This window comes from Micromonospora sp. MH99, from assembly GCF_021442385.1.
Lineage (GTDB): Bacteria > Actinomycetota > Actinomycetes > Mycobacteriales > Micromonosporaceae > Micromonospora.
Genome location: NZ_MUZA01000002.1, coordinates 15,934 through 34,842 on the forward strand (window position 1 = coordinate 15,934; position 18,909 = coordinate 34,842).

The following is an 18,909-nucleotide window of genomic DNA, read 5'->3' on the forward strand; positions in this document are numbered from 1 at the left end:
GGGCCGCTCGGGACCGGGTGGACTGCCCGGACAGGCGGATACCGCCGCTGACCCTGGCGGGTCGCGGCGGTCAGGCTACGGCGTGGGTGGCGAGCCGGTCGCCGACCTCGGCGGTGCGCAGTGCCGCGCCCGGGGTGCGGCCGGCCAGCTCGGCCGCGACCGCCGCGTTGACCCGCGTCGCCGCCTCGGCGTGCCCGAGCTGCTCCAGCAGCAACGCGACCGACAGCACCGCGGCCACCGGGTCGGCGACGCCCTGCCCGGCGATGTCCGGCGCGGAGCCGTGCACCGGCTCGAACATCGAGGGGTACGCGCCCTCGGGGTTGATGCACCCGCTGGCGGCCAGCCCGATCCCGCCGGTGACCGCGGCGGCGATGTCGGTGAGGATGTCGCCGAACAGGTTGTCGGTGACCACCACGTCGTAGCGCTGCGGCTGGGTCACCAGGAACATCGCGGCCGCGTCGACGTGCTGGTACTCCGTCGTGACGTCCGGGTGCTCGGCAGCGACCGCCTCGAAGGCCCGCGCCCACAGCGACCCGGCGTGGGTCAGCACGTTGGTCTTGTGCACCAGGGTGACCTTGCGCCGCTCCCGGCGGTCGGCACGGGCGAACGCGTCACGGATGACCCGCTCCACGCCGTGTCGGGTGTTGAGGCTCTCCTCGGTGGCGACCTCGGCGGGCGTGTCGCGGTGCAGGGTGCCGCCGGCGCCGGCGTAGAGCCCCTCGGTGCCCTCGCGCACCACCACCAGGTCGACCTCGCCGGGCTTCACGTTGCCCAGCGGACCGGCGACGCCGGGCCAGAGTCGCGACGGGCGCAGGTTGACGTACTGGTCGAAGGCGAACCGGAGCTTGAGCAGCAGGCCGCGTTCCAGGACACCCGGCGGAACCGTGGGGTCACCCACCGCGCCGAGCAGGATCGCGTCGTGCCCGGCCAGCTCGGTCAGCACCGAGTCGGGCAGCACCTCACCGGTACGATGCCAGCGGGCGGCGCCGAGGTCGTACTCGGTGGCCTGCACGCCGGGGAGCACCGCGTCGAGGACCTTCCGAGCCTGCGCGACCACCTCGGGCCCGATGCCGTCCCCGGCCACCACCGCGATCCGCGCCACGCCCGTACTCCCCACGCTCGACTGCCCTGTCCGGGCAACGGTACGTCGGTGTCCCGCAACCCGGTACGATCCTTCCAATATCTGGGATCGGCGGATACACAGCACCCTCTCAGCTGGGACTCATGGGGCGATCATCTGCGCTGCCTACGGTAGGGGGCAGCGGGTCAGGGGGCCCGCGAACGGTGGTCGTGACGACGCGACGTCAACTGCGAGGGGGCAGGTGCCATGCGCATCGACGAGCAGCCGCGGACCCGCTGGCCGGATCCCTCGGCGTTCCGGAACCGCCGGCCGGACCTGCGGCTCGGCCAGCGCCGGCACCGGATCGACCCGACCGCCGCCACCGACGGCCGGATCGCCGTGCAGCACACCGTGCGAACCGCCACCGCCGAATACACCCTGCTGCTCAACGCTCCCGTCCGGCTCGGCCGTCGGGGCGTCGGCGAGGCGCTGCGGGACAGCGTCGCGGAGCTGCGCGCCATCGACATGACCTACGGCCCGAACCGCCCGGAGAGCCTGGTCTCCATGCTGCGGCGAGGGGAGATCACCCCGGAGTCGTACCCGCCACTGGCCGACCTGGTGGACCGCTGCACGGCCATGCGGGCCGCCACCGACGGCTGGTTCGACGCCTGGGCGGTGCCCGGCGGCTTCGACCCGGGCGGCCTGCTGGGTGGCTGGGCCGTGGAACGTGCCGCCGCCCGGCTGCGCGCCGCAGGCATCCACGACTACGCAGTACTCGCCGGCGCCGACCTGGTGGTCCGCGGCCGGGCACCGCACGGCGGGCCGTGGCGGGTGGCGGTGCACCACCCCACGGCACCCGAGCGCGCGCCGCTGGTGCTGGAGATGACCGCCGGGGCCGTCGGCACCTCGGGAGTGACCGGGCGTCAGGGGCACGTGGTCGACCCGCACACCGGCGAGCCGGCCAACCAGCTCGTCGCCGCGACCGTCGTCGGCCCGGACCTGACGGTCGCCGACGCGTACGCCACCGCGCTCTACGCCGCCGGGCCCACCGGCCTGGCGTGGTTCCGGGGCGGCTCCGACTATCGCGCGCTCTTCGCCCACCGGCGCTGAACCCCGTCGCACCACGAGCCCCGGCTCCCCACGGGACTGCGGCTCTGACCCGCGCTCGGGCGGGCCGGGGATAGCGGCGGCACCTCGGGTGTCCGGCACGGTCGGGCCGCTGCGATCGGCCCCCACGGCCTCGGCAACGGCCGTGGGGGCCGGTCAGCGACGAGTGCGCGTGGCTCGCACAATCGAGGGGTGCGGACCGGTCGGGCCGGACGTCGGCCGCGCCACCCGAAGACGGGCCGGCGCCGCGACCTGCGGCCAGTAACCGCAGTCGTACGCTAGCGAATCGACGCAACTCGACGCAAGAGTCTCCACAGCGGACTCTCCCGACCGGTGCGTGGCGGGTCGGCGATTGGCCTGCGGCGAGGCAGTTTCGACATGGTGAACGACGGATGGCACGCTGTCCGCCGTGAGTTTCGATCTGAGTGTGTGGGCCCTGGAGGACGGGGCGACGCCCGAGGACGTGCGGGCAGCTGTCGACGGTTGCCGGCAGGGGCGGCACGTGGACCGTTACCCGGACCCGCGCGTCGTCGGCTTCTACCGGGCGATCACGGCGTCCTATCCGGACCGACACCCCGGCCCGGACAGCCCGTGGGCCGTGGCGCCGCTGCACGCCGCCCACGACCACGTCGAGCTGAACCTGCACCCGACCTGCGCGGACCAGGTGCTGCTGGACATCGAGCGACTGGCCGGGGAGCACGGGTTGATGCTCTTCGACCCGCAGGACGGCTCGGTCTACCCGCCCCCGGCCCGGCTGCCCCACTGACCCGAGGCGGGGTGGGCCGGGCATCCCGGCCGCGTGACACCCCGAGGGCTGGGCATCCCCCGCACCCGGGGGTACGACAGAGGGGCCCGGCGTGTCGCCGGGCCCCCCGTGGTGCTGCCGTCTGTGCCGCCGGGGCCGATCGTGCGCGGCCGGTGGCGTGACCGCCGACTACTCGTCGCGCAGGTCCGCCGCGCTGGCGGCGGTCGCGCCGATCGAGTCGGCCGCCGAGGTGAGCAGCTCCGCGCCGAGCGCCTGGTCGACGGTGAGCGTCATCAGGGTCTCGCCGCCCGCCTCACGCCGGGCCACCTGCATCGCGGCGATGTTGATGCCCGACTCGCCGAGCAGGGTGCCGACGGTGCCGACGACGCCCGGCCGGTCGGCGTAGCGCAGGAAGAGCAGGATGCCCTCCGCGGCGATCTCCACGTCGAAACCGTCCACCTCGGTCAGTCGGGGGACGTCGCGGGCGCCGGAGTGGGTGACCGTGCCGGAGACGCTGACCGTGCGGCCGTCCGGCAGAGCGCCGCGCACCGTCACGAGGGTGGGCTGGTCGGCCGTCTCGGCCAGGCTCTCCAGCGTGACCTCGACGCCGCGCTCGGCGGCCAGGTGCGGGGCGTTGACGTAGGTGACCTGCTCCTCGACGACGGAGCTGAACAGGCCCTTCGTCGCGGCGAGCTTGAGCACCGACACGTCGTGGCCGACGATCTCGCCGCGCACCTCCACGGCGACGCTGGCGGCGACCCCGCCGGCGACGGCGGTGAACGCGCGGCCCAGCTTCTCGGCAAGCGGGAGCAGCGGGCGGACGTCCTCGGCGACCACGCCGCCGGCCTGGACGTTCACCGCGTCGGGGACGAACTCGCCCTGCAACGCCAGCTTCACGCTCTTGGCCACCGCGAGGCCCGCCTTGTCCTGCGCCTCGTGCGTCGAGGCGCCCAGGTGCGGGGTGGCCACCACGTTGTCGAAGGCGAACAGCGGCGAGGAGGTGCACGGCTCCTTGGAGTACACGTCGACGCCGGCGCCGGCGACCCGACCCTCGGCGATGGCGTTCGCGAGCGCCTGCTCGTCCACCAGGCCACCGCGGGCGGCGTTCACGATGCGGACGCCGGGCTTGACGATCGCCAGCTCCTTCTCACCGATCAGGCCCACCGTCTCGGGCGTCTTCGGCAGGTGGATGGAGATGAAGTCGCTCTCGCGCAGCAGCTCGTCCAACCCGACCAGGCGGACGCCGAGCTGCGCCGCACGGGCCGGCTGGATGTACGGGTCGTACGCGATCAGCCGGGTGCCGAAGGCGGCGATGCGCTGCGCGAAGAGCACCCCGATACGACCGAGCCCGACCACGCCGACGGTCTTGCCCTGCACCTCGACACCTGTGTACTTCGACCGCTTCCACTCCCCCGCCTTGAGCGCGGAGCTGGCGCTCGCGGTGTTGCGGGCCACGGCGAGCAGCAGTGCGACTGCCTGCTCGGCGGCGGAGACGATGTTGGAGGTGGGCGCGTTGACGACCATGACGCCCCGTGCGGTGGCGGCCGGCACCTCGACGTTGTCCAGACCGACGCCGGCCCGGGCGACCACCTTGAGTCGCGGCGCGGCGGCGACCGCCTCGGCGTCGATCTGGGTCGCGCTGCGCACGATGACGGCGTCGGCCTCGGAGAGCGCCGAGAGCAGGGCCGGACGGTCGGTGCCGTCGACGTGACGGACGTCGAAGTCGTGAGCGAGCACCTCGATGGCGGCGGGGGCGAGTTCTTCGGCGATCAGTACGACAGGATTCATCGGTCCTCGTAGAGGTCGTGTTTGCGATCGGCCCGGGCGGCGGGGCGCCGCACTGCGCCCCGCGCTGATCCGTGCCGTGGCCGTCAGGTGCCGGCTCAGCGCACCTACCCGCGATCGTAGGGGCCACGCTGGCCGGCGTGTTCCGGTCTTCGGGGTGAGTGCCCTCACACGCGCGGTCGAGCGATGGACATCACCCGTTCACCACCGCGAAACCGTCGTCGCGCGCCGTGCGCACGGGGTGGGGCTCACCACTGTGGTGGGCGACATACCGCAGAGGTATGAATATGCCTGCCAGGTATACGGCTCACCGGCGACACTGCCACCCGAGGAAGTGCCAGGGCCGCCGCCGGCGGAGGCGCATCGTCGACGGCCCCGGGTCGCGCTGGGGAGAGCGCGGGCCCGGGGCCGTCGGAGACTCGTCTGGCCGGACGGTCAGGCGGTCTCGGTGATCGGACGGTCGACCCAGCTCATCATCCCGCGCAGCTTCCGGCCGGTCTCCTCGATCGGGTGCGCCGCACCCTCGGCCTGCCACTTGGTGAAGTTCGGCCGGCCGGCCTCGTCCTCGGCGACCCACTCGCGGGCGAACTCGCCCGACTGGATCTCACCCAGGATCTTGCGCATCTCGTCCTTGACCCGGGAGTCGATGATGCGCGAGCCCCGGGACAGGTCGCCGTACTCGGCGGTGTCGGAGATGCTGTAACGCATCTTCGCGATGCCGCCCTCGTACATGAGGTCGACGATCAGCTTCAGCTCGTGCAGGCACTCGAAGTACGCGACCTCCGGGGCGTAGCCCGCCTCGGTGAGCACCTCGAAACCGGTCTGCACCAGCGCCGAGGCGCCGCCGCAGAGCACCGCCTGCTCGCCGAAGAGGTCGGTCTCGGTCTCCTCGGTGAAGGTGGTCCTGATCGCGCCGGCCCGGGTGCCGCCGATCCCCTTGGCGTACGCGAGGGCGAGCGCGAGCGCGTTGCCGCTGGCGTCCTGCTCGACGGCGACGAGACAGGGCACGCCCTTGCCGTCGCTGTACTGGCGGCGGACCAGGTGGCCGGGGCCCTTGGGCGCGACCATCGCCACGTCCACCTCGGCCGGCGGCTTGATCAGGCCGTACCGGATGTTGAAGCCGTGGCCGAAGAAGATCGCCTTGCCCGGAGCCAGGTGCGGCTCGATCGACTCGGCGTAGATCTTGCGCTGGGCGGTGTCCGGCGCGAGCACCATGATCACGTCCGCCTCGGCCGAGGCCTCTGCCGGCGTGAGCACCCGCAGGCCCTGCTCCTCGGCCTTCGGACGGCTCTTCGAGCCCTCCGGCAGACCGATCACCACGTCGACGCCGGAGTCGCGCAGCGACAGCGCGTGGGCGTGCCCCTGGCTGCCGTAGCCGATCACCGCGACCTTCTTGGCCTGGATCAGGCCGAGGTCGGCATCGTCGTCGTAGTACACCTCAACGCTCATGAGAACTTCCCTTTCGTACGACGGCCTGAGTGCCCGTCGTGGTCTGTGCGGATGGGTCAGGCGGCGCGCAGCGCGGGGCCGGCGGTGATCGAACGCGAGCCGCGCCCGATGGCCACCAGCCCGGACTGGACCATTTCCTTGATGCCGAAGGACTCGAGGTCGCGCAGCAGCGCGTCGAGCTTGTCCGGTGTGCCGGTTGCCTCGATGGTCAGGGTGTCCGGTGCGACGTCAACCACCCGGGCGCGGAACAGGTTGACGGTCTCCAGCACCTGCGACCGCGCGGACCGGTCGGCACGGACCTTCACCAGCAGCAGCTCGCGGGCAACCGAGACCTGCGGGTCCAGCTCAACGATCTTGAGCACGTTGACCAGCTTGTTGAGCTGCTTGGTGACCTGCTCCAACGGGGACGACTCCGCGTTGACCACGATGGTGATCCGGGAGACGTCCGGGTTCTCGGTCTCGCCGACGGCGAGGCTGTCGATGTTGAACCCGCGCCGGGAGAACAGGCCCGAGACCCGGGCGAGCACGCCGGGCTTGTTCTCCACAAGCACTGACAGGGTATGCATGGTCATGGTCAGATGTCATCCTCGTCGAAGACCGGGCGGACGCCACGGGCGAACATGATCTCGTCGTTGCTGGTGCCGGCGGCGACCATCGGCCAGACCATCGCGTCCTTGCCGACCACGAAGTCGATCACCACTGGCGCGTCGTTGATCTCCATCGCGGCGGCGATGGTCTTGTCCACGTCAGCCGCGCTCTCGCACCGCAGCCCGACGCAGCCCAGGGCCTCGGCGAGCTTGACGAAGTCCGGGATGCGGTGCTTGTGGGTGCCGAGCTCGGTGTTGGAGTAGCGCTCGTTGTAGAAGAGCGTCTGCCACTGGCGGACCATGCCGAGATTGCCGTTGTTGATGACGGCGATCTTGACCGGGATGCCCTCCAACGCACAGGTGGCCAACTCCTGGTTGGTCATCTGGAAGCAGCCGTCCCCGTCCACCGCCCAGACCACCGTGTCCGGCTTGCCGACCTTGGCGCCCATCGCCGCCGGAACCGCGTAGCCCATCGTGCCGAGGCCGCCGGAATTCAACCAGGTGTACGGCTTCTCGTAGGAGATGAACTGCGACGCCCACATCTGGTGCTGGCCCACCCCGGCCACGAAGATCGCGTCCGGGCCGACGATCTCGCCCAGCCGCTTGATCACGTACTGCGGGGACAGGGTCCCGTCGACCGGCTCGTCGTAGCCCAGCGGGTAACGGTTGCGCAGGTCGTCCAGCTGCGTCCACCAGTCACCGAGGTCGGCCGTACGCCCCGCCGACCGCTCGGCGGTGACCGCGGCGATCAGCTCGTCGATGACGTGCTTGGCGTCACCGACGATCGGCACGTCCACGTGCCGGTTCTTGCCGATCTCGGCGGGGTCGATGTCCGCGTGCACGACCGCCGCGTCCGGGGCGAACGAGTCCAGCTTGCCGGTGACCCGGTCGTCGAAGCGTGCGCCCAGCGCGACGATCAGATCCGCCTTCTGCAGGCCGTAGACCGCGGCGACGGTGCCGTGCATGCCGGGCATCCCCAGGTGCTGCTGATGCGAGTCGGGGAACGCGCCGAGCGCCATCAGCGTGGTGACGACCGGGATGCCGGTCAGCTCGGCCAGCCGGCGCAGTCCGTCGGTGGCACCGGCCTTGAGCACCCCGCCGCCAACGTAGAGCACCGGCCGCCGGGCTGCGGCCATCAGCCGCGCCGCCTCCCGGATCTGCTTACCGTGCGGGTGCAGGGTGGGCCGGTAGCCGGGCAGGTCCAGGGTGGGCGGCCAGGAGAAGGTGGTCGCCGCCTGGAGCACGTCCTTGGGGATGTCGACCAGCACCGGGCCGGGCCGGCCCGTGCTGGCCAGGTGGAACGCCTCGGCCAGCACCTGCGGGATCTCCTCGGCGGTCTGCACGAGGAAGTTATGCTTGGTGATCGGCAGCGTGATGCCCTGGATGTCCGCCTCCTGGAAGGCGTCGGTGCCGATGGACGGGCGGGCCACCTGACCGGTGATCGCCACCATCGCCACCGAGTCCATGTACGCGTCGGCGATCGGCGTGACCAGGTTGGTCGCGCCCGGGCCGGAGGTCGCCATGCAGACGCCGACCTTGCCGGTGGCCTGCGCGTACCCGGTCGCCGCGTGCCCGGCGCCCTGCTCGTGGCGGACCAGGATGTGCCGGACGGTGGAGTCGTAGAGCGGGTCGTACGCCGGCAGGATCGCGCCACCCGGGATGCCGAAGACGACGTCGACGCCGAGCGCCTCCAGGGACCGCACCAGCGAGCCGGCGCCGGAGACCTGGGCCGGCGCGGCTGTCCGTACGGCCGGGACAGCCGGGGTGGCCGCGGCGCGCGCGGCGGCGGCGGGGTCGACGGTGCCGGCCGGGTCGGCGGTCGCGCGGGCCCGCCGGGCGGTGTGGGCGAGGGTCTCGGGCGTGGGTCTCGTCATGGCGGTTCTGGCCTTCGGCTGGAGTGGCTGGGGCTTGTTCAGCGGTGCGAGGCGGGCGTGGGCCCGTCGCGACAGGTTCCGACGGCAATAAAAACGGCCCTCGTGCAGATGCACGGGGCCAGCGCACTCTCGATGAGGGAGAGTGCGCTCAGGTAAGTACTCGCAGCGACCGGTACGACGACATGCGGCTAAGCCTGACGCATCTCACGCGATGAGTCAACTGATCCCACATGTTGGTTAACGGAGGGCGGCGAGTCGGCCGACGCCGCGCCGTCACCAGACGGCATGACCTGCCCGGACCCGCCGGAAACCCGGCGCGGAGCGGGCAGCGGGGCGGGCCGCGCACCCGGCGAGGTGGCCGCCTCCAGCATCGCCTCCAGGTGCTCGGCCGGAACTCCCCAGCCGAACAGCGCGCCCTGCCCGAACCGGCAGCCCGCGGCGACCACCGCGGCCAGCTCGGTAGGCGTGGTGACCCCCTCGGCGATGACCTCCAGGCCCAACTGGTGGCCCAGCCGCATCACGATGTCGACCATGGGCGCGAACGCCGGACCGTCCTGGCCCACCGGGCGGACCGGCTCGTGCTCGGCCACCAGGCTGTGGTCGATCTTCAGGATGTCGATCGGCAGCCGGCGCAGCTGCCCCAGGGACGAGTAGCCGGCGCCGAAGTCGTCCAGCGCGATCCGTACGCCGGTCAGCCGCAGCGCGGTCAGCCGCCGGATCAGCTCGTCCAGGTCGGTGGCGACCGCGTGCTCGGTGACCTCCAGCACCAGGCGCTGCGGCGGAACATGGTGGGCGCGCAGGGCCTCGGCGACCTGGACCACGTACTCCGGGGCGTGCAGCTCGCGCGGCGAGACGTTCACCGAGACCCAGACGTCGTGCCCGTCGCTCAGCCAACGGGAGAGCTGGTAGCAGGCCTGGTGCAGCACCCACGCGCCGAGCGTGGCGATCATCCCGCACTCCTCGGCGAGCGGGATGAACTCGTCCGGGCGGATGTTGCCCAGCTCGGGGTGGTGCCAGCGCAGCAGCGCCTCGGCGCCGACCGGCCGCACCGACGGCAGCGACGCCACCGGCTGGAAGGCCAACCGCAGCTCGTCGCGCTCGATCGCGCCCCGCAGCTCGTGCTCCAGCGTGGTGCGGCGGCGCAGCAACTGGTCGTACGCGGCGTCGTAACGCTCGATCCGGTTCTTGCCGCGCTGCTTGGCGTAGCGCAGCGCCAGGTCGGCGTGGCGCAGCAGCAGCTCCACGTCGGGTTCGCCGGCCCACCCGGCCACGCCGATGCTCACGGACAGAAAGACCGGGCCTTCCGGCTGGTCGTACGGCCGGTTGAGCACGCCGAGCAGCCGCTCGGCCACCCGATCCGCCTCGGTGGGCGGGGCCGGCATGAGCACGGCGAACTCGTCGCCGCCGAGCCGGGCCGCCACGTCACCCGGGCGCAGGTTGCCGCGCAGCCGGCGGCCCACCTCGGCCAACACGGCGTCGCCCACGTCGTGGCCGCGCATGTCGTTGACGTTCTTGAAGCCGTCCAGATCCAGACCGAGCAGCACGCACGGGGTGCCCGCCGCCGCGCCGTCGTGCAGCGCGCGCAGCAGCCCCCGCCGGTTGGCCAGCGACGTCAGCGGGTCGGTGTGCGCCAGCTCGCGAAAGTGCGCCTCCCGCTCGGCCAGCCGACCGGCGTAGTCCCGGACGTCCTTGAGGGTGAGGTACTGCCGCGCCACCAGGGCGAAGCCCTCGACGCTGCCGGCGACAATGGCGGGCGCCGTGAACCGCCCGTCCTGCAGGAGGTGGTACATCGCCGAGGCCGCCATGGCCAGCATCGGGGCGATGGCGTACTCGCCGTCGCGACCGATCAGGTCCAGCTCGACGTGCCCGGGCCGGTCGGCCTGGTGGACGGCGAGCCCGGTGGTCAGCAGGCCCGCCGCCAGCACCGCGGCGCCGGCGAGCGCCATCGTCGGCCCCGCCTGGCAGAGCCCGGCGCTGAGGCCCAGCCCGCCGCAGCTCACCGCGCTGATCCCGGCCGTGAGCACGGCCAGCCGCTGACGCGGGGCGGCCGCCCGGAAGACGACGATCACGGCGAGGCCGGCGCCGAGCGCCGCGCTCACCGTCGCCACCAGGATCGCCGGGCAGGCCATCGGCGTGGCGGCGCCGAGCAGCCGGGTCGGCTCGGAGAAGAGCACCCAGCCGACGAACCACAGCGCCGCCGCCATGGTCAGACCGTCCAGGGCGAGCCGGGCGGTCCCCGCGGCGGTGGCGGCGACCCCCGGCAGCCGGAGCAGCCCGGCCGCGAAGGCCAGCCCGCTCACCGCCGTGCCGATCGCCGCCACGGTGGCCCAGCCGGTGCGCTGACTCTGCTCGTGGGCCCAGTGCTCGTTGGTGGAGAGCACGGCCACCAGACCGACCAACAGACTGGCCAGGGACGTCCCGGCGGCGGCCGCGAGCAGCAGGTGCGCCGGCCGGCGCGGCCCGCTGCGCCTCCGCGCGACAATGGTCAGCAGCACGGTGGCCGCGGCTGCGACCAGACCGCTCAACGCCGCGACGGCGACCATGCCCGGGGGGAGATGCACGCCATCAAGAGTGCCGGATGGGCGCACGCCGTGGGAGACCGGATGTGCATCTGTTGGGACACGGCGGATACACCGGATGCCTGACGCGGCGGCGGTGTCATGCTGGTACGCATGCCTGAGCTGCGATCGAGGACTTCCACACACGGTCGGACGATGGCCGGCGCCCGGGCCCTCTGGCGGGCCACCGGGATGACCGACGACGATTTCGGAAAGCCGATCGTCGCCATCGCGAACAGTTTCACCCAGTTCGTGCCGGGTCACGTCCACCTGAAGGACATGGGCGGTCTGGTCGCCGACGCGGTGGCCGAGGCCGGCGGCGTCGGGCGGGAGTTCAACACGATCGCGGTCGACGACGGCATCGCGATGGGCCACGGCGGCATGCTCTACTCCCTGCCCAGCCGGGAGTTGATCGCCGACGCGGTGGAGTACATGGTCAACGCGCACTGCGCGGACGCCCTGGTCTGCATCTCGAACTGCGACAAGATCACCCCGGGCATGCTGCTGGCGGCGCTGCGCCTCAACATCCCGACAGTCTTCGTCTCCGGCGGCCCGATGGAGGCCGGCAAGACGACGGCGATCGAGGGCGTCGTGCACAGCAAGATCGACCTGATCGACGCGATGATCGCGTCGTCGAACGAGGCGGTCACCGACGATCAGCTCGGCGAGATCGAGCGCTCCGCCTGCCCCACCTGCGGCTCCTGCTCCGGGATGTTCACCGCCAACTCGATGAACTGCCTCACCGAGGCGATCGGGCTCGCCCTGCCCGGCAACGGTTCGACGCTGGCCACCCACGCCGCGCGCCGGTCGCTCTTCGTCGAGGCCGGCCGCACCGTCGTGGACATCGCCAAGCGGTGGTACGACGGCGACGACGACTCGGTGCTCCCCCGCACGGTCGCCTCCAAGGCCGCCTTCGAGAACGCGGTCGCCCTGGACGTGGCGATGGGCGGCTCCACCAACACCGTGCTGCACCTGCTGGCCGCCGCCCGCGAGGCGGAGCTGGACTTCGGTGTCGCCGACATCGACGCCATCTCCCGACGGGTCCCGTGCCTGGCCAAGGTCGCCCCGAACTCCCCGAAGTACCACATGGAGGACGTGCACCGGGCCGGTGGCATCCCGGCGATCCTCGGCGAGCTGGACCGGGCCGGGCAGCTCAACCGGAACGTGCACGCCGTGCACTCCCCCTCGCTGGCGCAGTGGCTCTCCGACTGGGACGTGCGCGGCGGCTCGCCGACGCCGACGGCTGTCGAGCTGTTCCACGCGGCACCGGGCGGGGTCCGCACCGTCGAGCCCTTCTCCACCACCAACCGCTGGTCGACGCTCGACACCGACGCGGCCGAGGGCTGCATCCGCGACCGCGAGCACGCGTACTCCGCCGACGGCGGCCTCGCCATCCTGCACGGCAACCTGGCCCCGGAGGGCTGCGTCGTGAAGACCGCAGGCGTGCCGGACGACTGTCTGACCTTCCGCGGTCCGGCGAAGGTCTACGAGTCGCAGGACGACGCGGTGACCGCGATCCTCGCCAAGGAGGTCGTCGCCGGCGACGTCGTGGTGATCCGCTACGAGGGCCCCAAGGGTGGCCCCGGCATGCAGGAGATGCTCTACCCCACCTCGTTCCTCAAGGGTCGCGGGCTGGGCCGCTCCTGCGCGCTGCTCACCGACGGCCGCTTCTCCGGCGGCACGTCCGGCCTCTCCATCGGGCACGCCTCCCCCGAGGCCGCCTCCGGTGGGCTGATCGCCCTGGTCCGCGAGGGCGACGAGATCGTCATCGACATCCCGGGCCGGTCCATCGAGCTGAACGTGCCCGCCGACGAGCTGGAGGCGCGACGGGTGGCCGAGGAGAAGCGCGACAAGCCGTACACCCCCGTGGACCGGCAGCGGCCGGTGTCGGCGGCGCTGCGCGCGTACGCCTCGATGGCCACCTCGGCCAGCGACGGCGCCTACCGCCGCGTCCCGGAGTAGACAACAGGCCGCGACCACACGACGTCAGCGATGTCGGGGCATCCCGTCGACCCGGATGCCCCGATATCAGCCGGTCGGGCCGATCGCCACGGAGAGCGCGGCCGCACGGGCGTGCCGGATCGCGGCCGGCGTGTCAGTGAAGACCAGCCCTTCGCGGCGCAGCTCGTCAGCCACCCCCAGGGTGGTGAGCACCTGGTCGTGGGCGGGTGTGATGCCGGAGAGCAGGACGGTGATCCCGCGTCCGCGCAGCCGTCGGATCGCGTCACCGAGGACGTGCGCGCCGGTGGCGTCCATGGTGGTCACGCGGGACATCCGCAGGATGACCACGCGAACGTCGGCGACCTCGGAGAGTTCGAGCAGGAAGGTGTGGGCCGCGGCGAAGAAGAGCGGCCCGTCCAGCCGGTACGCGACGATGTGTTCGGTGAGCAGCGCGTACTCCTCGTCGCTGTGTTCACCGGGGTCGAGGGGCACCTGTTCCAGCCGGGCGCTGCGGGCTACCGCGCGCAGGGCCAGCACCACGGCGACGCCGACGCCGACCGCCACGGCGGTGACGAGGTCCCAGATCACCGTGACGGCGAAGGTGAGTACCAGCACTACCGCGTCGCCCCGGGTGGCGCGGGCCAGCGCCCACAACGAACCAGCCTCCACCATGCGGACCGTGGTGGCCAGCAGGACCCCGGCCAGGGCGGCGAGTGGGATCCGGCCGACCAACGGCGCGGCGGCCAGCACGATGGCGGCGAGGGCGACGGCGTGGGTGAGGGCCGCCAGCTTCGAGGCCGCTCCGGCGCGGACGTTGACCGCCGTACGGGCGATGGCGGCGGTCGCCGGAATGCCGCCGAAGAGCGGGGCGGCGAGGTTGGCCAGCCCCTGACCGAAGAGTTCCCGGTCCGGGTCGTGCCGCTCGCCGACGGTCATGCCGTCGGCGACGGTGGCGGAGAGCAGGCTCTCCAGGGCGGCGAGCGCGGCGACGGCGAGCGCGCTGGGCAGCAGCACGCCGAGCGCGCCGAGGTCGAGGAAGCCGAGTGAGGGCGCTGGTAGGCCCTGCGGCAGCGCACCGATCCGGACCAGGTCGAGCGGCGCGACCTCGGCGAGGACGGTGGCGGCCGCCACGCCGAGCAGGGAGAACGGCAGGCCCGGCCGCCACCGGGCGCCCAGCAGCATCAGCGCCGCGACGGCGAGGGCCACCGCGAGCGCCGCCGGCCGCGGGTGTACGACGAAACGGGCTACCGCGTCGGCGGCGACGGCCCAGATCTTCTCTCCGTGCGCGTCGGTGACGCCGAGCGCGGCGGGCACCTGTTGCAGGGCGATGACCACGGCGATGCCGGCGGTGAAGCCCTCCAGCACCGGGGTGGGCAGGTAGCGGACGTACCGGCCCAGGCGGGCCACGGCGAGCGCGATCAGCACCAGGCCGGCCATCGCTCCGACCATGAGCACGCCGGTGGCTCCGAACTGCTGCACCACCGGCACCAGCACCACGGTCATCGCCCCGGTCGGCCCGGAGACCTGGAGGTTGGAGCCGCCGAAGACGGCGGCCACCGCGCCGGCGATCACGGCGGTGATCAGACCGGCCTGGGCGCCGAGCCCCGAGGTGACGCCGAACGCCAGCGCCAGTGGCAGCGCCACCACCGCCACGGTGAGCCCGGCCAGCAGGTCGCGGCGCGGTGAACGGTGGACGGCCGCCCAGTCGGCCCGGCCGGGCAGCAGCCCGAGGATCCGCTCGCGGGTCGCCCGGATGGCGACGCTCACCGGTCGCCGCTCGTGGCGCGCAACTCGTCGAGGAGGGAGTCCCGGTCGGTCAGGACCGAGCCGAGGATGCGTCGACCGGCGGCCAGCAGGTCGGCGACGTCGGGGGTGCTGAGCGCGTACATGACGAGGGGGCCGTCGCGGTGTGAGGTGACCATTCCGGCACGGCGCAGCACGGCGAGCTGCTGGGAGAGGTTCGACGCCTCGACCTCGATCATGGCGAGCAGGTCGCGGACCGGTTTCGGGCCGTCCTGGAGCAGCTCCAGCACCCGGATGCGCACCGGATGCCCGAGGGTGCGAAATAGCTCGGCCTTCGCCTGGTACAGCGGCACCGACATGTACACCCCTCCCCGGTCGACACGAAGACTTTATCACTTGAAGAAATCTTCAACTAGCGCCAAGGCGGTGGCCGGTCGGCCGGTAACGGTCTCCTAGCTCCGCTCGATGTCGTTCACGCAGCGCAGCACCGGCCGACGGGTCAGAGCCGCCCCGTCCAGTGACGCGCCCGCGCTCACCGTGAACGTCGTCGACTCGCCGGGCAGCAGGGTGACCAGGGCGCTGTCCACTGTGGCGGAGGCGTCCAGCCGGTCCGGGAAGAGGGTCAGCTCGCGCAGCACCGTGCGGGCGGTGACGCGCACCCGCTGACCTCCGTCGACCGGTTCGACAGTCGCGTCCCAGGCCGCCGCCGGCCAGTCGACGTCCCGGTCCTCGGCGAAGAACCACAGCGCCCGCTCCACGGCGTCGCCAGCCTCCGCGACCAGCAGCTCACGGCGGCTCTCGTCCGGCCGCGCCAGCTCCGCCGGCAGCGCCAGCACCACCGAGGAGTACGCCGGGACGTCGAGGTCGACCGAGGTCTTCGCCCTCGGCTCCCCGGCGAGGGTGGTGCGGGTGACCGTGGCCGGCGCGGTCCATGCCTCGGCTGTCTCGTTCACCGCCACCAGGGCCAGCCCACCGTCGCGGGGCTGCACGGTCAACAGCCGGTCGGCGTACGCGTGGCGCAGCGCATACCACAGGGGTTTGCGGCGACCGTCGCCGTCGACGGCCGACCAGGAGGTCACCGGCCAGCAGTCGTTGAGCTGCCAGACGAGCGTGCCGGCACAGACGTCGCGGTGCGAGCGGAAGTGCTCCACCCCGAGCTGGATGGCCCGCGCCTGGTTGAGCTGCGTCAGGTAGTGCCAGTCGTCGAAGTCGACCGGGGCGGGCAGGTGCGCGTCCAGGCCCCGCTGGAGCTTGGCGTCGCCGTTGGCCGCCTTCTGGTGGTGCGCCATGCCCGGCGAGTCGGGGGCGAGCGGATCATCGCTGAGCGCCCGCCGCAACGTGGCGTACGCCGGTGGGGCCTGGTAGCCGAACTCGGCGACGAAGCGCGGGACGTACTCCCGGTATCTCGTGTAGTCGTCGGTGTTCCACACGTCCCAGATGTGGGTGGTGCCGTGCGCCGGGTCGTTGGGGTGGATGGCCTCGGTGCCCGACCAGGGGCTGCCCGGCCAGTACGGGCGGGTCGGGTCCAGCTCGCCGACGATGCGGGGCAGGACGTCGAGGTAGTAGCCCCGGCCCCAGGTGCGGCCGGCGAGGGGTTCCTGCCAGTCCCAGTCGTGCCAGCCCCAGATGTTCTCGTTGTTGCCGGTCCACAGGACCAGCGACGGGTGCGGCGTCAGCCGGGTCACCTGCTCGGCGGCCTCGGCGGCGACCTCGCTGGCGAACGGCTCCTCCTCGGGGTACGCGGCGCAGGCGAAGAGGAAGTCCTGCTGGACGAGCAGACCGCGTTCGTCAGCGAGGTCGTAGAAGTCCTCCGACTCGTACCGGCCGCCGCCCCAGACGCGCAGCAGGTTGACGTTGGCCCCGATCGCCTGGTCGAACCGCCCGGCCAGCCGATCGCGCGTGATCCGGGTGGGGAACGCGTCGTCGGGGATCCAGTTGACTCCCCGGACGAAGACCGGAACGTCGTTGACCGACAGCACGAACGGGGTGCCGTGTTCGTCGGGGGTGGTGTCCAGCCGCACCGAGCGGAAACCGATCCGCCGCGACCAGCCGTCCAGGGTGTCCCCGTCCGGCGCGTGCAGGGTCACCTCCAGCAGGTGACGGCTCTGTTCGCCGTACCCCCGTGGCCACCACAGCGCGGGCTCGCGGACGGTGAGGGTCAGCACGGCCGTGCGCTGCCCGGCCGGAACGACCACCTCGGCGCTGACGTCGGCGACTGTGGCGCGGACGGTCAGCGGGACGTCCGCGACCCGCTCGACCTCGACGTGCACCTCGACCCGGCCGTCGCCGCCGGCGAGGGTGACCAGCGGGCGGACGCCTGCCAGCCGGGCCGTTGACCAGGCGTGCAGGGCGATGTCCTGCCAGATGCCGGCGGTCACCAGCGTCGGCCCCCAGTCCCAGCCGAAGTTGCAGGCCATCTTGCGGACGAACTGGAAGGGCTCCGGATACGCGTTGGGGCGGTCGCCGAGGCGGTCGCGCTGCGCCTCGGCGTAGCGGTAGGCCGACCCGAACGCGACGGCCAGGTCGTTGTCGCCGTCGCGCAGCAGCGAGGAGACGTCGAACCGGTGGCCGCGGTGCATGTTCTCGGTACGGCCGACCTCGACCCCGTTGACGCTGATGGTGGCGACGGTGTCCAGGCCGGCGCAGACCAGGTCGACCCGGTCGTGGTCGCCGGCCGGAGCCCCGAAGGTCGTCCGGTAGTGCCAGTCGGTACGCCCGATCCAGGCCAGGGACAGCTCGTTGTCGTCGAGGTACGGATCGGCGATCAGCCCGGCGTCGAGCAGGTCGGTGTGCACGCACCCGGGGACGGTCGCCGGCACGGATCGACCGGCGATCTCCGCCGGCACCTGCGCTCCGGGTGCCGCCCGCAGGGTCCAGCCGTCGTGGAGGGCCTGTCGACTCAAGACTTCACCGCACCTTCGTGACCTTCGTGGTCGAGAGAACGTGGACTGAACCGGATAAGCTCAGCCACCGTACGATTCGACTTCCGGGCTGTCAAAGACCGGTTGACGAGCCCCGAGCGGTAGAGGAGCACGCCGGTGAAGCGGCCGACAATCGCCGACGTCGCCCGTCGCGCAGGCGTGTCCAAGGGTGCCGTGTCGTACGCGCTGAACGGGCAGCCCGGAGTCTCGGCGGCCACCCGGGCACGCATTCTCGCCATCGCTACCGAGATCGGGTTCAGCCCGAGCAGCGCCGCGCGGGCGCTCTCCGCCGCCACCGCCGGCGCCGTCGGCCTGGCCCTGTGCCGGCCCGCCCGGACGCTGGGCGTCGAGCCGTTCTTCATGGCGCTGATCAGTGGTGTGGAGGCCGAACTCTCGGCCCGCTCGTACGCGCTGACCCTCCAGGTGGTGGCCGACCACGACGCCGAGATCGCGGTGTACCGGCGCTGGTGGGGCGAGCGCCGGGTGGACGGGGTGCTCGTCTGCGACCTGCGCACCGACGACCGCCGCATCGCCGCCCTGCAACAGCTCCAACTGCCGGCCGTGGTGATCGGCGGGCCCGGCGGCACCGGCGAGCTGGCCAGCCTCTGGTCCGACGACGCGGTCGCGCTGACCGAGGCGGTGGAGTACCTGGTGGCGCTCGGGCACCGCCGCATCGCCCGGGTCGGCGGCCTGCCCGACCTGCGCCACACCGAGATCCGTACCGACGCCTTCGCGGCGGTGTGCCAGCGCCTCGGCCTGACCGAGGCGGTCACCGTCTTCTCCGACTACACAGGTGAGGAGGGTGGCCGGGTCACCCGCCGACTGCTCAGCTCCGCCGCGCGGCCCACGGCGGTCATCTACGACAACGACGTGATGGCCGTCGCCGGGCTCTCGGTCGCCCAGGAGATGGGCCTCACCGTGCCGGACGACCTGTCCATCGTGGCGTGGGACGACTCGCCCCTGTGCCGGCTGGTGCACCCGCCCCTGACGGCGCTGGGCCGCGACATCCCGGCGTACGGCGCGCACGCCGCCCGCCACCTGCTCGCCGTCATCGGGGGGCAGCCGGCGACGCGCGTGCAGGACGAGAGCCCGCAGCTGACCCCGCGCGGCAGCACCGCACCGCCGCGCGACAAGTGAAC

General features: G+C 72.6%; 13 protein-coding genes. 4 read left to right on the plus strand and 9 right to left on the minus strand.

Annotation, left to right across the window (positions count from 1 at the left end; genetic code table 11):
* Positions 1 to 70 precede the first annotated feature (70 nt).
* Positions 71 to 1,102 carry a 3-isopropylmalate dehydrogenase gene (locus B0E54_RS01435; protein WP_234581289.1) on the minus strand — a complete coding sequence of 344 codons (1,032 nt, stop codon included), beginning with the start codon at positions 1,100 to 1,102 and terminating at the stop codon, positions 71 to 73.
* A gap of 225 nt (positions 1,103 to 1,327) precedes the next feature.
* Here B0E54_RS01435 and B0E54_RS01440 point away from each other — a divergent pair, with 225 nt between their 5' ends.
* The gene (locus tag B0E54_RS01440) at positions 1,328 to 2,170 is read left to right on the plus strand and encodes an FAD:protein FMN transferase (RefSeq protein ID WP_234581290.1); all 843 of its coding nucleotides are present in this window, start codon (positions 1,328 to 1,330) and stop codon (positions 2,168 to 2,170) included.
* Between the two features lie 406 nt (positions 2,171 to 2,576).
* On the plus strand, positions 2,577 to 2,933 hold the full coding sequence (locus B0E54_RS01445; protein ID WP_234581292.1) for a hypothetical protein: 357 nt from the start codon (positions 2,577 to 2,579) through the stop codon (positions 2,931 to 2,933).
* 168 nt (positions 2,934 to 3,101) lie between these two features.
* Here B0E54_RS01445 and serA read toward each other — a convergent pair whose 3' ends face one another.
* The 5 genes from serA to B0E54_RS01470 form a co-directional block, all read right to left on the minus strand.
* On the minus strand, positions 3,102 to 4,700 hold the full coding sequence (serA, locus tag B0E54_RS01450; protein WP_234581293.1) for a phosphoglycerate dehydrogenase: 1,599 nt from the start codon (positions 4,698 to 4,700) through the stop codon (positions 3,102 to 3,104).
* Between the two features lie 432 nt (positions 4,701 to 5,132).
* Positions 5,133 to 6,146: a ketol-acid reductoisomerase gene (ilvC, locus tag B0E54_RS01455; RefSeq protein ID WP_234581295.1), complete on the minus strand. Its 1,014-nt coding sequence runs from the start codon at positions 6,144 to 6,146 to the stop codon at positions 5,133 to 5,135.
* A 56-nt stretch (positions 6,147 to 6,202) separates the two neighbouring features.
* Positions 6,203 to 6,718, minus strand: coding sequence for an acetolactate synthase small subunit (gene ilvN, locus B0E54_RS01460; RefSeq protein ID WP_124815780.1), 516 nt, complete (start codon positions 6,716 to 6,718; stop codon positions 6,203 to 6,205).
* 2 nt (positions 6,719 to 6,720) lie between these two features.
* Positions 6,721 to 8,607, minus strand: a complete 1,887-nt coding sequence (locus B0E54_RS01465; protein ID WP_234581296.1) for an acetolactate synthase large subunit — start codon at positions 8,605 to 8,607, stop codon at positions 6,721 to 6,723.
* A gap of 188 nt (positions 8,608 to 8,795) precedes the next feature.
* The gene (locus B0E54_RS01470) at positions 8,796 to 11,150 is read right to left on the minus strand and encodes an EAL domain-containing protein (protein ID WP_255786285.1); all 2,355 of its coding nucleotides are present in this window, start codon (positions 11,148 to 11,150) and stop codon (positions 8,796 to 8,798) included.
* Positions 11,151 to 11,279: 129 nt separating this feature from the next.
* Between B0E54_RS01470 and ilvD the strand changes: the two genes are divergently transcribed.
* Positions 11,280 to 13,127: a dihydroxy-acid dehydratase gene (gene ilvD / locus B0E54_RS01475; RefSeq protein ID WP_234581299.1), complete on the plus strand. Its 1,848-nt coding sequence runs from the start codon at positions 11,280 to 11,282 to the stop codon at positions 13,125 to 13,127.
* Positions 13,128 to 13,193: 66 nt separating this feature from the next.
* Here ilvD and B0E54_RS01480 read toward each other — a convergent pair whose 3' ends face one another.
* The 3 genes from B0E54_RS01480 to B0E54_RS01490 all read right to left on the minus strand — a co-directional run bounded on the left by B0E54_RS01480 (position 13,194) and on the right by B0E54_RS01490 (position 17,752).
* A complete protein-coding gene (locus B0E54_RS01480; protein WP_234581301.1) occupies positions 13,194 to 14,873 on the minus strand; it encodes a SulP family inorganic anion transporter in 1,680 nt (559 codons plus the stop codon).
* A complete protein-coding gene (locus B0E54_RS01485) occupies positions 14,870 to 15,208 on the minus strand; it encodes a helix-turn-helix transcriptional regulator (protein WP_234581303.1) in 339 nt (112 codons plus the stop codon). Before B0E54_RS01485 ends, B0E54_RS01480 begins: the two co-directional genes overlap by 4 nt.
* Positions 15,209 to 15,301: 93 nt before the next feature.
* The gene (locus B0E54_RS01490; RefSeq protein WP_234581305.1) at positions 15,302 to 17,752 is read right to left on the minus strand and encodes a glycoside hydrolase family 2 protein; all 2,451 of its coding nucleotides are present in this window, start codon (positions 17,750 to 17,752) and stop codon (positions 15,302 to 15,304) included.
* Between the two features lie 135 nt (positions 17,753 to 17,887).
* Here B0E54_RS01490 and B0E54_RS01495 point away from each other — a divergent pair, with 135 nt between their 5' ends.
* Positions 17,888 to 18,907 carry a LacI family DNA-binding transcriptional regulator gene (locus tag B0E54_RS01495; RefSeq protein ID WP_234581306.1) on the plus strand — a complete coding sequence of 340 codons (1,020 nt, stop codon included), beginning with the start codon at positions 17,888 to 17,890 and terminating at the stop codon, positions 18,905 to 18,907.
* Positions 18,908 to 18,909: the final 2 nt, after the last annotated feature.

Excerpts from the sequence above, each read along its gene's own strand:
- B0E54_RS01440 (WP_234581290.1), top strand. The coding sequence starts at position 1,328 with ATGCGCATCGACGAGCAGCCGCGGACCCGCTGGCCGGATCCCTCGGCG.
- serA (WP_234581293.1), bottom strand. The coding sequence starts at position 4,700 with ATGAATCCTGTCGTACTGATCGCCGAAGAACTCGCCCCCGCCGCCATC.
- ilvC (WP_234581295.1), bottom strand. The coding sequence starts at position 6,146 with ATGAGCGTTGAGGTGTACTACGACGACGATGCCGACCTCGGCCTGATC.
- ilvN (WP_124815780.1), bottom strand. The coding sequence starts at position 6,718 with ATGACCATGCATACCCTGTCAGTGCTTGTGGAGAACAAGCCCGGCGTG.
- B0E54_RS01465 (WP_234581296.1), bottom strand. The coding sequence starts at position 8,607 with ATGACGAGACCCACGCCCGAGACCCTCGCCCACACCGCCCGGCGGGCC.
- B0E54_RS01470 (WP_255786285.1), bottom strand. The coding sequence starts at position 11,150 with ATGGTCGCCGTCGCGGCGTTGAGCGGTCTGGTCGCAGCCGCGGCCACC.
- ilvD (WP_234581299.1), top strand. The coding sequence starts at position 11,280 with ATGCCTGAGCTGCGATCGAGGACTTCCACACACGGTCGGACGATGGCC.
- B0E54_RS01485 (WP_234581303.1), bottom strand. The coding sequence starts at position 15,208 with ATGTCGGTGCCGCTGTACCAGGCGAAGGCCGAGCTATTTCGCACCCTC.